Origin of the sequence: Novosphingobium sp. 9, from assembly GCF_025340265.1 — a bacterium.
Taxonomy (GTDB): Bacteria; Pseudomonadota; Alphaproteobacteria; order Sphingomonadales; family Sphingomonadaceae; genus Novosphingobium.
Genome location: NZ_CP022707.1, coordinates 1,887,464 through 1,901,825 on the forward strand (window position 1 = coordinate 1,887,464; position 14,362 = coordinate 1,901,825).

The window sequence follows — 14,362 nt, forward strand, 5'->3', positions numbered from 1 at the left end:
GGACCTCGCTGGTTCCCCGGCTCTTTTTTGTGCGACCTTCAGGCTCGATCAGAACTTGAAGCGGGCGCCGAACTCGAAAGTACGGTCGTAAGTGCGGGTATCACGCGGTGTCACACTGGTCTCACCGGTAGATCCCGTACCGACGAAGTAGTCGTGATAGGTACGGTCGGTGATGTTCGTGGCGTTGAAGGTCAGCGTCACGTTTTGCGTCAGATCGTAGCTTGCCGAGAAGTCGAGCTGCCCGGTCGGCTTGACCATGATCGTGTTGCCCTGCACGCCGCCCGAATTGTAGCTGTCGACATAGCTCGAACGCCAGTTGTACGCGAGGCGAGCCGAGATGCCGTACTTCTCGTACATGGCGACGGCATTGTACGACCAGTGCGAGACATCGGGAACGCGCTCGCGCCCGCCGTTGATCGGATCCTCGACGGTGCCGTCGCTGTAAGTACCGTTCAACTGCACGCCGAGGCCGCTGAAGGCGCCCGGCAGGAAGTCGAAGAACTGCTGATAAGCCACTTCCACGCCATAGAGCTTACCGTCATGCGTGTTGCGCGGACGGCTGACGAGATACTTGTTGCCATCGATATATTCGTCCGCTGAGTAGGTGACGATATAGCCGTCGATCGAGCGATAGAACCCGGCTGCCGTCAGCGAGGTCGAGCGCGAGGGGTAGAACTCCAGGCTGGCGTCGTAGGCGGTCGACTTGATTGGCGTGAGGTCCGGGTTGCCGCCCGAGCCGCTGCCATAGTAGCCGCCATTAAGGCCGGTGTCGCCGCTTGGCGCGTAGCTCACCAGCGGGTTGAGCGAGGCGAACTCGGGACGGGTAACCGTTTTGCCCCAGGCCAGACGCAGGAACAGGTTGTCCGCCAGTTCCGCCTTCGCATTGATGCTGGGCAGCACGTTCAGGTAATTCTGCTTCGAGCCCACGGTGCCGCCGACCAGTCGCTCCACGGTGTTGACGACACGCGCGCCGCCGACGCCCGTGACCGGGATCGAGCCGAGGTTGAAGCCGTACTGGAACTGGCCGTAGAACGCATAGGTATCTTCGGTGTCAGCGAAATAGTTGTTGGGATCGTAGGCAGGATCGCCATCGGCACGGCCGAACAGTTCACGGATCGCGTCGGTGTGGCTGAGCAGGTAGTCCGGATCCATCGTCAGGTACTGGCCCACGCCAAGGGCGCCCTTGACGAGGCCGGTCGGCGAGGTGGTGTAGGCATCGCTCGACAGCATATCGAGCGTTGTCGTGCCATCGGAGGCATACTGCGTCGAGGTGGTCGCCTGCGAGACGACCTCGCGATGCGTGAAGCGCGTGCCGATCTTGATGTTCTTGAAGAACCCATCGCCGGTGTCGACCTTGAGATCGTTGCGCCAGGCCCACTGCTTGCTGGTGGCGAGCGAGTGATTGTCGAACAGGTTGCGCAAGGTGTAGTTCGACGGGTCGGTCATATCGACGCCCGAAATATCGACGTTCGGCGTGCCGCCATGATCGTAATCGATCGTCATCGACGGCGCGTTGAACGACGTATCAACGATGACGTTACGATCCTTGATCTTGCTGTAGTTGTACGTCAGCTCGGACGAGATCGTCACGTTGCCGCTGTTCCAGCGCGCACCCAGATTGCCCTGATAGTTCTGCGTCTGGTCAAGGTATGCCTGCATGCTGGTCAGCGTGTAGGCGTTGGTTGTTGTCGTGCTCTGGGCAAGGAAATCGTAATCGTCGTAGGGCGTCGTCGAGGTGATCGTGCCCGCCCCCGGAATGCCGATGAAGTAGCTGTTGTTATAGAGATTGCGGTACTTGGTGTAGAGCCCGTCCGCGTGGATTTCGAGGTTCGAACTGGGGCGCCACTGGTAGGCGACGTTCACGCCGGTCCGTTCGCGGTCGCCGCCGGCATAGATGCCGCCAACGGTATTGGGGATGGCGACTGGATCGCCGGTGCTGACATAGTCGAACGCGTCCTGATCCTGGTACTTGCGGCGGTTGTACGAGACCGAGACCAGCAGGCCCATTTCGCCAAGGCCAGTCTGCCAGCGATCGCTGACGAGCGCGCTGCCAACGTAGCTGCCCTTGTCCGACTGGTCGGAGTAGATGCCGCGGATACCGCCTGCCACATGCAGTCCGTCGCTGAAATCGAACGGACGGCGCAGGCGCACGTCGATGACACCGGCGACGCCGCCCTCGATCAGATCGGGCGTACTGGTCTTGTAGACGTCGACCCCGTTGACGAGTTCGGCAGGAATATCGCCCAGCGATACGGCACGGCCCGTTCCGGTGAAAGTCTCCAAGCCGTTGACCAGCGTGGCAGCGTTGGGAAGGCCGCGGATCTGGACCGAGCTGGCTTCACCTGCGGCGCGGGTGATCTGCACGCCGGTTACGCGCTGGAGCGCGTCGGACACGGTGTTGTCCGGCAATTTGCCGATGTCTTCGGCCACGATCGAATCGACGATGTTGATCGCGTTCTTCTTGATGTTCTCGGCCGACATCAGCGAGGCGCGCACGCCCGTCACGATGATTTCCGAGTTGTCCGTCGGTGCGGCTGCGGTCGCGGCGCTGTCGGCGGAATCGCCGCCGGACTGCGCGGTTGCGTTGACCTGCGCGGTTTGCGCCTGCGCGACGCCGCTCATGCCGAGCGCAAGGACCGATGCTGTGCAGAATACGAATGGCCGGAACGCCATAAATCACCCTCCCAATGTGAGGGGCAGGCTTTCCCGGTCCCCTCAGACTCGCTTTTTGCGAGCGCATTTGTCGGAGTTAATTCCTTCCCGAAGATTTCATCTTTGTTGCAACATAACGCAAAATTCGCGCGCATCTGTCGCACATACTTACATCGGGAAGGAGGTGGGCAGCGTCATGGCCGGGATGAGCCGCGGATTTCTGCAATATCTGTAGGACAAGATGGCTTTGAAACGGATGCAAGGATCGTGACATGGAGGCGATCTCGTGTCAGCCTCGACAGGATCAGTCAGGAGATGCGATGTTCGAAATTCTGGCCTCCGTTATCATCATGATCGGCGCCACTCCTCCCGATCCCGCCGTCGCGGCACGGCATGCTCTCGCTCGCCAGGACTATCGACTGGCAGGTGTCTTGCAATACGGCTTGTTTCAGCCGAAAGGCGTATGGTATTCTTATGGCCTGAAATGCGAGGCGCTTCCCGATACAAAGCCCGAAACGATCTATGCTTACGGGTACGGCGTGTCAGATGCGATTGAAGTGGGAGCGCTCGATGGTTATGCCAAACAGAAGCATTTCCTGATCGCCTACAACTGGGCGCTTCTGGATAGTGGCAAGCTGCCGGTGTCATGGCGCTGCGTAAAGGATGAGCATCCGAAGTCGGTATTCTGATCGTCGTGTTTACGAGAGGCGAGAGAGTTTCCCCTCGCCTGCCCCCTATGCCTCACTCTTCCTCGAAGAGGTCCGCCAACTGCTCGATCATCGTGCCGCCGAGTTGCTCGACATCCATGATCGTCACCGCGCGGCGATAGTAGCGCGTCACGTCGTGGCCGATGCCGATGGCGACGAGCTGGACCGGAGACTTGCTCTCGATCCACTGGATCACCTTGCGCAAGTGCGCCTCCAGATAGCCTGCCGAGTTCACCGAGAGCGTCGAATCGTCGACCGGCGCACCGTCCGAGATCACCATCAGGATACGACGGTCTTCCTGCCGGGCGAGCATGCGGTTGTGCGCCCAGAGCAGCGCCTCACCGTCGATGTTCTCCTTCAGCAGCCCTTCGCGCATCATCAGGCCAAGGTTGCGGCGCGCGCGGCGCCACGGCTCGTCGGCCTTCTTGTAGATGATGTGACGCAAGTCGTTGAGGCGGCCGGGATGCACCGGCTTGCCATTGGCCAGCCAGGTCTCGCGGCTCTGCCCGCCCTTCCATGCGCGGGTGGTGAAGCCCAGAATCTCGACCTTGACGCCGCAGCGTTCCAGCGTGCGGGCCAGCACATCGGCGCTGATCGCGGCGATCGAGATCGGCCGTCCGCGCATCGAGCCGGAGTTGTCGAGCAGCAGCGTGACGACGGTATCCTTGAACTCGACGTCGCGCTCGATCTTGTAGGACAGCGAACTGCCCGGCGAGACGACCACGCGGGCAAGACGCGCGGCATCGAGCAGGCCTTCTTCCTGATCGAAGTCCCACGAGCGGTTCTGCTGCGCCATCAGGCGGCGCTGCAACCGGTTCGCCAGCTTGGTGACGAGGCCTTGCAGGCCCTTCAACTGCGCGTCGAGATAGGCGCGCAGGCGGGTGAGTTCCTCCTCGTCGCACAACTCGTGCGCGGCGACCACTTCGTCGAAGGCCTCGGTGAAGACCTGATAGTCGAAACCGTCGGGAATATCGGTCCACTGGCGATTGGGGCGCACGGGCATCATGCCCTCCTCGCCCTCGTCGCCTTCCTGGCCGTCCTCGACGTCATCGGGCATGTCGCCCTCGGCCTCGGCGTCGCCCTGATCCTCGCCGCGGACCGGCTCGGTCGACATTTCGGCGGGCTGCTGCTGCTCCCCGCTCTCGTCGCCCTGCTCGTCCTGCTCGGTCTCTTCGTCGCCGTCGATGTCCTCCGAATCCTCAGGGGGCATGTCCAGCTCGTCGACGCGCGTCATTTCGAGGTGACGCAGCATGTCGAGCGAGAGCGACTGGAAGGCCTTCTGGTCCGACAGCGAGTTCGCCAGCGCCTCGAAATCCTCGCCCGCCTTCTCCTCGATCCAGCGACGGCGCATGGCGACACCTTCGGCAGCGACCTCGGGGATCGGCTCGCCGGTCAGCCGCTCGCGCAGCAGCAACGCCAGCGCGGTCGGCATCGGCACTTCGTCGGGCGACTTGGCGCGGGTAATCGGATCGCTGGCAATCCGCACATCGAGCGCCGCATTCAGATTGTCGCGCATGCCGTCGAAACGGTTGGCACCCATGGCCTCGTAGCGCACCGCCTCGACGGCATCGTAGCAGGCGCGTGCCGAAGGTTCGACGGGCGCGTTGCGGGCGTGCAGCTTTTCGTCGTGGTGGCGCAGGCGCAGCGCGAAACTGTCGGCAAAGCCGCGCAGCTGCGCCGCCTGATCCGCCGGCAGGCTGCGGGCGGGCAGCGGCAGGCGGAAGGTTCCTCCGGTCTGGCTCGGCGCGTCGGACGTCCAGTTGACCTCGATCTCGGTCTCGTCGGCAATGGCGCGCGCGGCGCCTGCCAGTGCGGCCTTGAAGCGGTCTGCCGGTGTCTCTTCGCTCAAAACGGGGGAACCTTCGTATTTACAATTAGCTAGGCCGACCTCTTGAGATCAGATCGACCTTTCCGGATCAGATCGACTGGCCGGTCTTCGCCCAGTCGGCCAGGAAGCCCTCGATGCCCTTTTCGGTCAGAACGTGCTTGAACAGGTTCTTAATGACCGAGGGCGGCATCGTGGCGACATCGGCGCCGATCTTCGCACACTGGAGGAGGTGGATCGGGTGACGCACCGATGCCGCGAGAATCTGGGTCTCGTAGGCGTAGTTGTCATAGATGATGCGGATATCCTCGATCAGCTGGATGCCGTCGAAGCCGTTGTCGTCATGGCGACCGATGAAGGGCGAGATGAAGGTTGCCCCTGCCTTGGCGGCGAGCAGCGCCTGGTTGGCCGAGAAGCACAGCGTCACGTTGACCTGCGTGCCGTCCGAGGTCAGCGCCTTGCAGGTCTTGAGACCGTCGATCGTCAGCGGCACCTTGATGCACACGTTGTCGGCGATCTTGCGCAGCTTTTCCGCCTCGCGCATCATCCCTGCGTGGTCGAGCGCGACGACTTCGGCGGAAACCGGACCGTCCACCAGCGCGCAGATTTCCTTGGTCACTTCGATGAAGTCACGACCCGACTTGGCGATCAGCGAGGGGTTGGTGGTCACGCCGTCGAGCAGGCCGGTTTCGGCAAGCTCCTTGATGTCGGCGATTTCGGCGGTGTCGACAAAGAACTTCATGGCTCGGGAAACATCCTGCTGCGAAAGCCGGTTCACTGGCAGGCGCAGGACAGGAGTGCCCGGCCCGCAAGACCCGGCTTCGATGGGTTTGCGATTCTGGCCCCGCTATAGGCGTCCCGCGTGCGCGGGGCTACCCCGTGTAAGGCTGATCCGCGTGAGAGATGCCGTCGGGCCAAGCGGCTCAGACGGCAGTATGCATCGGTTCGGTATCGAGTTCGCCGGGGTGCGCCTTCAGCTCGGCCTCGTTCGCCGCGATCGTGCGCCACAGCGCATCGGCGGCATCGTGCGCCAGTTGCTGCTGCATGGCGAGCGAAATGCTGCTGCCATTACCGATGATCGTATAGAGGTTGGAGAACAGTACGTTGTCCAGTGAAGCGCCGAACCCGCGTCGCATGAAGGCGCTGATCGACATCTGCCCGCGATAGGCCTGCCGTCCATATTTCATCGGCAGGCGCTCGGCCGCATCCATCAGCACCGGCTGCGCTTCGAGAATGGCCTTGTAGGCATAGTCGTTGAGCTGGCGCTGAAGCGCGGGATCGTTCGAGGCCGAGGCGGGCTGCGTCCCGGAAAGGCGCGGAATGGCGAGCCGGTAGCGGCTGTCCCAGAATCCGTTCGCACTGGCAAGCTGGGCATAGCTGCGCTCGATCGAGAGCGTCAGCAGGCGCCGCCCGGTCAGCGTCGGGCCGGAATGCACCATCGAGGCGGCACAGCCGGACAGAAGCCCCGCCGCAAGCAGCCCGCCACCGGCGAGTACGGCTCGCCGCGTTGTTTTCTTCAGGTCTAAGACCTGCTCGAAACCGACTGTCGTCATTCCCCTCAACCCTCCGCCACGCATCTTTGGTGGCGCAGGGCTAGGAAGAACTCGTTTCGTCGCGATGGCGCGTTCGTTTCACCGCATAACAGTCAAGTATCACTGTGTAACGTTATGCAGCGAAGGCAATCGGTTATCGGCGATGCAGAGCGGCGGCCAGCATGGCGTTACCGCCAGCGGTGGGATCGTCGCGAACCTGTCCTTCGGCGGCTCCGATCTCGTACCAGATCGCATTGTCGGCCCCGAGTGCGAGGGCATGTGCCGCGTCGGTGATCGTCACGCCCGAAACCGCCGCCATGGCCCTGGCCAGCACCGGATCGTTACTGGCCTGCATGGCCTGTTCGAGCGCTGGGATCATCGTGTTGACCAGCGCTGGCCCCATCTGCTGGCGCAAGTCGCTGCTGGCGGCAGTGCGCCCCGCAGTAAGCAGCGCGTCGGGCTTGGCAAAGGTCGCCTCGTCGATCGCGCGTTCGATCAGCGGCCTGGCGACTTTCGCACCGGCCTCGGCGAAGGTGTTGAGCCGGTGCGCAAGGTCGTTGCGGAATTTTGCCGAGCGCAGCGCATTGTTGCGGGTGCGACCGGGGCGCTGGAACAGCACCGGCAGGCCGATCTGTGCGACCGGGCTGTTCCAGAAGCCGTCCGGCTGGCTGAGCTGCGCAAAGGCACGGGCGCTGGCGAGGTGCAGAAGTGCGCGCACGGCACCCTCGTTCGCTGGCGGCGGCCCTGCCCTATGCGGGCGGGAGCCGCCTTCGTTCGTCACGCAGCCGGTCAGGGCCACGGCGAGGCCCGCTGCAGCAAAACCCAGCACGCTGCGGCGTGCGATGATCGCCTCGGGTCCGAAAAACGCGCCTTGCGCGGTGAAATTGTTACGCGATCCCCAGTTCACAATGCCCTCCTGCTTCACGAACACCCGATGCGGTGCCTATATCGACGCGACATGAAACGCGTCCGCCTCCTCGTCTTCAATGCCGCGCTCGGCGTGCTCGACTACCGCGTGCCGGACGGCATGGCCCCGCAGCCGGGCGCCGTGGTGGTGGCGCCGTTGGGGCCCAGACAAATACTCGGAATCGTCTGGGAGCCGCAACGCCTGAATGCGCAGGAAGTGCCTGAATCAAAACTGCGTCCCATTCTGGAAGTGCTGCCGGTGCCCCCGCTGCCCGAACCGCTGCGGCGGTTGGTGGAGTGGACGGCCGATTACTACTGCGCGCCGATGGCCTCGGTGGCACGCATGGCACTGGGCAGCAGCGCGGCGTTGCGCGGCGGCGGCACGACCACCGAGTATCGCCTGACGGGCGTGGAACCCGCCCGCCTTACCCCCAGCGCGCTGCCGCAATGGACGCGCTGCAGGGTGAGCAGGCCTCGATCCGCGAACTCGCCGAACTCGCCAGCGTCTCCGAAGGGGTGCTGCGCGGGATGGTGGGCGCAGGGATACTGGAGGCGGTGACGGTCGATCTCGACCGGCCTTATCTCGCCGCCGATCCCGAACATGCCGTGCCCGACCTCAATCCGGAACAGCGCACGGCGGCGGATGCCTTTATCGAGGCCGTCATCGCGCATGAATTTGCGCCGTTCCTGCTCGATGGCGTGACTGGCTCGGGCAAGACCGAGACCTATTTCGAGGCTGTCGCCGAAGCGCTGCGGCTGGGGCGGCAAATTCTGGTATTGCTGCCCGAGATCGCGCTGACCGAGAATTTCCTGCGCCGTTTCGAGCATCGCTTCGGCGTGCCGCCGATCCTGTGGCATTCCTCGCTCAAGGCCAGCGAGCGGCGACGGGCATGGCGGGCTATCGTCAGCGGAGACGCGCAGGTCGTCGTCGGCGCGCGCTCGGCACTGTTCATGCCTTATGCCAGGCTGGGCCTGATCGTCGTCGACGAGGCGCATGAGGTCTCGTTCAAGCAGGATGACGGCGTGCGCTACAATGCCCGCGACGTGGCGGTGATCCGCGCGCGGTTCGAGGGCATCCCGGTGATCCTTGCCAGCGCAACCCCGGCGCTGGAATCGATGCAGCTTGCCGAGGCGGGTGTCTATCGCCGGATCGAGCTGGCCGGGCGCTTCGGGGGTGCCAGCCTGCCCTCGATCGAGGTGCTGGACTTGCGCAGCGAGGCGCCCGAGCGCGGGCGCTGGCTGGCGCCTCGGCTGGTCGAGGAGATGAAGGTAAGGCTGGCGCGGGGCGAGCAATCGCTGCTGTTCCTCAACCGCCGCGGCTATGCCCCGCTGACGCTGTGCCGCAACTGCGGCTATCGCTTCCAGTGTCCCAACTGCACGGCATGGCTGGTGGAGCATCGCTTTTCCAAGCGCCTTGCCTGTCACCACTGTGGGCATGAAACGCCTGCACCGGAGGCCTGCCCCGAATGCGGCACCGGCGATTGCCTCGTCGCCTGCGGGCCGGGTGTGGAGCGGATCGCCGATGAAGTGGCCGAAGTGCTGCCCGAGGCGCGCACCGCGCTTGTCACCTCGGACACGATGAACACGCCCGAAGCCATCGGCGAGTTCGTCGCGATGGCGGAAGGCCGCGTGATCGACGTCATTATCGGTACGCAACTGGTAACGAAGGGATACCATTTTCCGGAATTGACGCTGGTCGGTGTCGTCGATGCGGACCTTGGCCTCGAAGGTGGCGATCTGCGCGCGGGCGAGCGGACGTACCAGCAGATCGCGCAGGTCGCCGGGCGCGCCGGGCGCGGCGAGAAGCCGGGGCAGGTGCTGCTCCAGACGCGGCATCCCGAAGCCGCCGTCATCGCTGCGCTGGCGGCGGGCGACCGCGATGCCTTCTATGCCGCCGAGACCGAGGCGCGCCGCGATGCCGGTGCCCCGCCGTTCGGACGCTGGGCAGCGATCATCGTCTCCTCGGAAGAACTCAACGAGGCGCGCGATGCGGCCCGCGCCATCGGCGGCACTGCGCCGGACCTGCCCGACATGCTGGTGCTCGGCCCTGCCCCTGCCCCGCTCTCGCTGCTGCGCGGACGGCACCGCTTCCGTCTGCTCATCAACGCGCGGCGCTCGGCCAGTCTTCAGAAGGTGCTGCGCGAGTGGCTGGAGCCGCTCCAGTTCCCGCGCGGTGTGCGCGTGAACATCGATATCGACCCTTACTCTTTTGTCTGACTTGTCCGGGGCGTCCGATCAGCAAAGAGATCAGGCGTGTCGCCGTGTTCCGTAGTGACACCCTCGCGGCGCAGCAGTTCGCGCTTGATGTCGGTGCCATAGGCATAGCCGCCGATCGTGCCATCGGTGCGCACCACGCGGTGGCACGGGATCAGCACCGCCACACAGTTCGCGCCATTGGCTGAGCCTGCCGCGCGCATGGCCTTGGGCTTGCCCACGGCGGTGGCCAGCTGCGCATAGCTGCGCGTCTCGCCTGCCGGAATGCGCTGAAGCTCGCGCCAGATCGCTTCCTGAAACGCGGTGCCTGCCACGTCGAGCGGAATGCCGCGTGCATCGCCCGGACGCTCGACCGCGTCGATCACTTGTCGGAGTAAGGCCGCGAAATCCTCGCCGCCCTCGATCAGATCAGCATGGGGGAAACGCTCGGCCAGCGCCTCGACGCTTTCGTCGAACGAGAGGCGGCACACACCCTTCCCCGTCGCGGCGACCAGCATCGCGCCCATACTGGTGGGAACCACCGCCCAATGGATCGCCACGCCGCGCCCGCCGTGCTTCCATGCCGAGGGTGTCATGCCGAGGCGGGCTTCGCTGGCCTCGTAGAAGCGCGATGCGGAGCCGTATCCGGCGTCGTAGATGGCCTCTGTCACCTTGTGGGTCTCCTGTAAGGCGTTCTGTACGCGTTCCATGCGCCGGGCGCGGGCATAGGCGGCAGGCGTCAGTCCCAGCGCGCGCTTGAACAGGCGCTGGAAATGGGCGGGCGAATAGCCGACATGGCCTGCCACCTGCTCGACCGTGATGGCCTCGTCGAGCGCGAGCATTCGCACCGCCTCTGCCAGCGCGGCCTCGTCCCGCGATACGTCATCGGGATGGCAGCGCAGGCACGGGCGCAGGCCTTCCTCACGCGCTTGCGAAGGCGTCGCGAAGAACCGCACGTTCTCGCGCCGGGGATGGCGGGCCGCGCACGAGGGACGGCAGTAGATGCCGGTAGAGAGCACGCCGGTCACGAAATGCCCGTCGTAATCCCGGTTGCGCGACAGAACCGCGCGCCAGGCCGTATCATCATCGGGCCCCGTATTATTATCGGGCATAGTGTTCGCCATGCCGTCCGAATCCGTCATCCGACCTGCCGGGTCAAGGCGCGAGCGCGAAAGATCGCGCGGGCCTGCACCATTTCCGAGCTGGAAAATCGGCAGGGTGTGTCCCGCTTGCGGCGCAGTTTTTGGCGAAATGAAGGTCATGCGCGCATAGTAATTGCGTGCACACGGCAGCGCTTCCCGATTTCTGCTTTCAAATCACTTCGATTGCGGTCGCGCATAGACAATCCGCCCACCTTGCGTCGTCGCATTATCGTCGCTATGCGGCCCCCGACAGCAGGCCGGGGAGAGCGCTTTCGCGCACTGTCTTGTCGTGCCCCAGACACACCGATGTAAGGAACAGGACGGCGTGGAGAATTCCGGCGCAATCAAGGCCAGCCTGCAGGGACGATACGCTTCGGCGCTGTTCGACCTTGCCAGCGAAGCGGGCACCGTCTCGACAGTCGAGAGCGACCTCGAAGGTCTTGGGCAGGCCCTGCGCGAAAGCGCGGAAATGGCGGATCTGATTCGCAATCCCCAGCTGAGCCGCAAGGCAGCCGGTCAGGCGATCGATGCCGTGGCCGGTGTGCTCGGTGTCTCGCCCCTCACTCGCAATTTCCTCGGCGTGCTGGCGGCCAACCGTCGCCTTGCCTCGCTGCCGGGCATCGTCACCGCGTTCGCCGCGATTGCCGCTGCCCAGCGCGGCGAAGTCTCGGCCGAAGTGGCCAGCGCTCACCCGCTGAGCGAAGCCCAGGTCGAGGAACTGCGTCACAAGCTCGAGGCGCGCGAAGGCCGCAAGATCAAGCTCAGCACCCGGATCGATCCGGAACTGCTCGGCGGCCTCGTCGTCACTATCGGGTCCAAGCGCATCGACAGCTCGATCCGCACCCGTCTCAATTCGCTCGCCCAGGCCATGCAGGGCTAAGAAAGGCAGAACAATGGATATCCGCGCGGCAGAAATCTCGAAGGTCATCAAGGACCAGATCGCCAGCTTCGGCACCGGGGCACAGGTCTCGGAAGTCGGCTCGGTGCTCAAGGTGGGTGATGGCATCGCCCGCATCCATGGTCTGGACAACATCCAGGCCGGCGAAATGGTCAAGTTCGCCAACGGCACCCAGGGCATGGCGCTCAACCTCGAAGCCGACAACGTCGGCGTCGTGATCTTCGGCTCGGACGCCGAGATCAAGGAAGGCGACATCGTCGAGCGCACCAACACCATCGTCGACGTGCCGACCGGCAAGGGCCTGCTCGGCCGCGTCGTCGATGCGCTGGGCAACCCGATCGACGGCAAGGGCCCGATCGAGTACACCGAGCGTCGCCGCGTCGAGACCAAGGCTCCCGGCATCATCCCGCGCCAGTCGGTGCACGAGCCCGTGCAGACCGGCCTCAAGGCGATCGACGCCCTCGTTCCCGTGGGCCGTGGCCAGCGCGAGCTGATCATCGGTGACCGCCAGACCGGCAAGACCGCCGTCGCCATCGACACCTTCATCAACCAGAAGGAAGCGAACAAGAGCGACGACGAGAACAAGAAGCTCTACTGCATCTACGTCGCTGTCGGCCAGAAGCGCTCGACCGTGGCGCAGATCGTGCGCCAGCTCGAAGAGAACGGCGCGATGGAATATTCCATCGTCATCGCCGCGACTGCTTCGGAGCCCGCACCGATGCAGTACCTCGCGCCCTACACCGGCGCCGCGATGGGTGAGTTCTTCCGCGACAACGGCATGCACGCCGTGATCGTGTACGACGATCTTTCGAAGCAGGCCGTCGCCTACCGCCAAATGTCGCTGCTGCTGCGCCGTCCGCCGGGCCGCGAAGCCTATCCGGGCGACGTGTTCTACCTCCACAGCCGCCTGCTTGAGCGTGCGGCCAAGATGAGCGACGACAAGGGCGCAGGGTCGCTGACCGCGTTCCCGATCGTCGAGACGCAGGCAGGCGACGTGTCGGCCTACATTCCGACCAACGTGATCTCGATCACCGACGGCCAGATCTTCCTCGAAACCGGCCTGTTCTATCAGGGCATCCGTCCGGCGATCAACGTCGGCCTGTCGGTCAGCCGCGTCGGCGGCGCTGCGCAGACCAAGGCGATGAAGAAGGTTGCCGGTTCGATCAAGCTGGAGCTGGCGCAGTACCGCGAAATGGCGGCCTTCGCGCAGTTCGGTTCGGACCTCGACGCCTCGACGCAGAAGCTGCTCAACCGCGGTGCGCGCCTGACCGAGCTGCTCAAGCAGAAGCAGTTCTCGCCGCTCGGCATGGAAGAGCAGGTCGTCTCGATCTTCGCGGGCACCAACGGCTACCTCGACAAGATCCCGGCCACCCGCGTGACCGAGTACGAAGCCGAGATGCTGGACTACATGCGCGCCGAGCATGCCGACGTGCTGGCCATGATCCGCGACACGAAGAAGTTCGAGGGCGAGATCAAGGACAAGACCGTCGCCGCGCTCGACGCCTTCGCCAAGCAGTTCGCCTGAGACTGACGTGACGCCGCCGCGCCGGGCTTTCGGGTCCGGCCGGTAATTCGGAGACAAACGAGTGGCTTCGCTCAAGGAACTCAAGGGCCGGATCGGCTCGGTCAAATCGACCCAGAAGATCACCAAGGCCAAGCAGATGGTCGCTGCGGCCAAGCTGCGCAAGGCACAGGCGGCCGCCGAGGCCGCGCGCCCTTACGCCACGCGTCTGACGCGCGTCATGGCCTCGCTGGCGGGCCGCGTCAGCCTCAGCGGCTCCAGCCCCAAGCTGTTGACCGGCACCGGCAGCGATCAGGTTCACCTGCTCGTGGTTGCCAACTCGGACAAGGGTCTGGCGGGCGCTTTCAACTCGAACATCGTCAAGGCTGCCATGGCCAAGGCGCGCGAGCTGGAAGCCCAGGGCAAAACCGTGCTGTTCTACCTCGTGGGCCGCAAGGGCCGCGCGCCGATCACCCGCGCCTACCCGAACCAGGTCGCCTACACGTTCGACACCACGGACGTGCGCAACCCGGTTTCGACGAAGCCGAGAAGATCGCCAACGAACTGGTGAAGCTCTACGACGAAGGCCGCTTCGACGTGGCCCACCTGTTCTTCTCCAAGTTCCGCACCGCGCTTCTTCAGGAGCCGACGAGCGTTCAGGTCATTCCGGTTCCGACTCCCAAGGTCGAGGCTGCCGATGCCAACGATGCCGTCGTCGAGTACGAGCCCGATGAGGAGCAGATCCTGGCAGCCCTGCTGCCGCGCTACGTGAAGACCCAGATCTTCGGGGCGCTGCTGGAAAATGCCGCTTCCGAACAGGGCGCGTCGATGACCGCCATGGACAACGCGACGCGCAACGCCGGCGATCTTATCAAGAACCTCACGATCCAGTACAACCGCAGCCGTCAGGCCGCGATCACCACTGAGCTCGTCGAAATTATCGCCGGCGCGGAAGCGCTTTAACGGCACCCGAAAACTCTGGCGCGGAAGCGCTTCAAGAAACCGC

The 14,362-nt window shown here is 64.4% G+C and carries 9 protein-coding genes and 2 pseudogenes; 5 read left to right on the top strand and 6 right to left on the bottom strand.

Annotated elements, in window-relative coordinates:
- Positions 1–48: 48 nt before the first annotated feature.
- Entirely contained in the window at positions 49–2,622 is a 2,574-nt protein-coding gene (locus CI805_RS09400) for a TonB-dependent receptor (RefSeq protein ID WP_260922465.1), read from the bottom strand.
- 350 nt (positions 2,623–2,972) lie between these two features.
- Here CI805_RS09400 and CI805_RS09405 point away from each other — a divergent pair, with 350 nt between their 5' ends.
- On the top strand, positions 2,973–3,341 hold the full coding sequence (locus tag CI805_RS09405) for a hypothetical protein (RefSeq protein ID WP_260922467.1): 369 nt from the start codon (positions 2,973–2,975) through the stop codon (positions 3,339–3,341).
- A 52-nt stretch (positions 3,342–3,393) separates the two neighbouring features.
- On the opposite strand, the gene cobT is transcribed toward CI805_RS09405, so the two are convergent.
- The 4 genes from cobT to CI805_RS09425 all read right to left on the bottom strand — a co-directional run bounded on the left by cobT (position 3,394) and on the right by CI805_RS09425 (position 7,623).
- Positions 3,394–5,208, bottom strand: a complete 1,815-nt coding sequence (gene cobT, locus CI805_RS09410; RefSeq protein ID WP_260922475.1) for a cobaltochelatase subunit CobT — start codon at positions 5,206–5,208, stop codon at positions 3,394–3,396.
- 67 nt (positions 5,209–5,275) lie between these two features.
- The gene (gene fsa / locus CI805_RS09415; protein ID WP_260922481.1) at positions 5,276–5,926 is read right to left on the bottom strand and encodes a fructose-6-phosphate aldolase; all 651 of its coding nucleotides are present in this window, start codon (positions 5,924–5,926) and stop codon (positions 5,276–5,278) included.
- A gap of 181 nt (positions 5,927–6,107) precedes the next feature.
- On the bottom strand, positions 6,108–6,737 hold the full coding sequence (locus CI805_RS09420) for a DUF4197 family protein (RefSeq protein ID WP_260922484.1): 630 nt from the start codon (positions 6,735–6,737) through the stop codon (positions 6,108–6,110).
- Between the two features lie 133 nt (positions 6,738–6,870).
- The gene (locus CI805_RS09425) at positions 6,871–7,623 is read right to left on the bottom strand and encodes a DUF4197 family protein (RefSeq protein WP_260922487.1); all 753 of its coding nucleotides are present in this window, start codon (positions 7,621–7,623) and stop codon (positions 6,871–6,873) included.
- Between the two features lie 51 nt (positions 7,624–7,674).
- Here CI805_RS09425 and CI805_RS09430 point away from each other — a divergent pair.
- A pseudogene (locus tag CI805_RS09430) lies at positions 7,675–9,839 on the top strand (primosomal protein N').
- On the opposite strand, the gene ada reads toward CI805_RS09430, so the two are convergent.
- On the bottom strand, positions 9,824–10,957 hold the full coding sequence (ada, locus tag CI805_RS09435; protein WP_260922490.1) for a bifunctional DNA-binding transcriptional regulator/O6-methylguanine-DNA methyltransferase Ada: 1,134 nt from the start codon (positions 10,955–10,957) through the stop codon (positions 9,824–9,826). The pseudogene CI805_RS09430 and the gene ada overlap by 16 nt on opposite strands.
- A gap of 325 nt (positions 10,958–11,282) precedes the next feature.
- On the opposite strand from ada, the gene CI805_RS09440 reads away from it, so the two are divergent.
- From CI805_RS09440 to CI805_RS09450, 3 genes and pseudogenes are all read left to right on the top strand, one after another.
- Positions 11,283–11,837, top strand: coding sequence for a F0F1 ATP synthase subunit delta (locus tag CI805_RS09440; RefSeq protein ID WP_260922493.1), 555 nt, complete (start codon positions 11,283–11,285; stop codon positions 11,835–11,837).
- Positions 11,838–11,850: 13 nt separating this feature from the next.
- Positions 11,851–13,380, top strand: a complete 1,530-nt coding sequence (gene atpA, locus CI805_RS09445; RefSeq protein WP_260922500.1) for a F0F1 ATP synthase subunit alpha — start codon at positions 11,851–11,853, stop codon at positions 13,378–13,380.
- 61 nt (positions 13,381–13,441) lie between these two features.
- Positions 13,442–14,319: pseudogene (locus CI805_RS09450) on the top strand (F0F1 ATP synthase subunit gamma).
- Positions 14,320–14,362: the final 43 nt, after the last annotated feature.

Excerpts from the sequence above, each read along its gene's own strand:
- CI805_RS09400 (WP_260922465.1), bottom strand. The coding sequence starts at position 2,622 with ATGAGCGGCGTCGCGCAGGCGCAAACCGCGCAGGTCAACGCAACCGCG.
- CI805_RS09405 (WP_260922467.1), top strand. The coding sequence starts at position 2,973 with ATGTTCGAAATTCTGGCCTCCGTTATCATCATGATCGGCGCCACTCCT.
- fsa (WP_260922481.1), bottom strand. The coding sequence starts at position 5,926 with ATGAAGTTCTTTGTCGACACCGCCGAAATCGCCGACATCAAGGAGCTT.
- CI805_RS09420 (WP_260922484.1), bottom strand. The coding sequence starts at position 6,737 with ATGACGACAGTCGGTTTCGAGCAGGTCTTAGACCTGAAGAAAACAACG.
- ada (WP_260922490.1), bottom strand. The coding sequence starts at position 10,957 with ATGACGGATTCGGACGGCATGGCGAACACTATGCCCGATAATAATACG.
- atpA (WP_260922500.1), top strand. The coding sequence starts at position 11,851 with ATGGATATCCGCGCGGCAGAAATCTCGAAGGTCATCAAGGACCAGATC.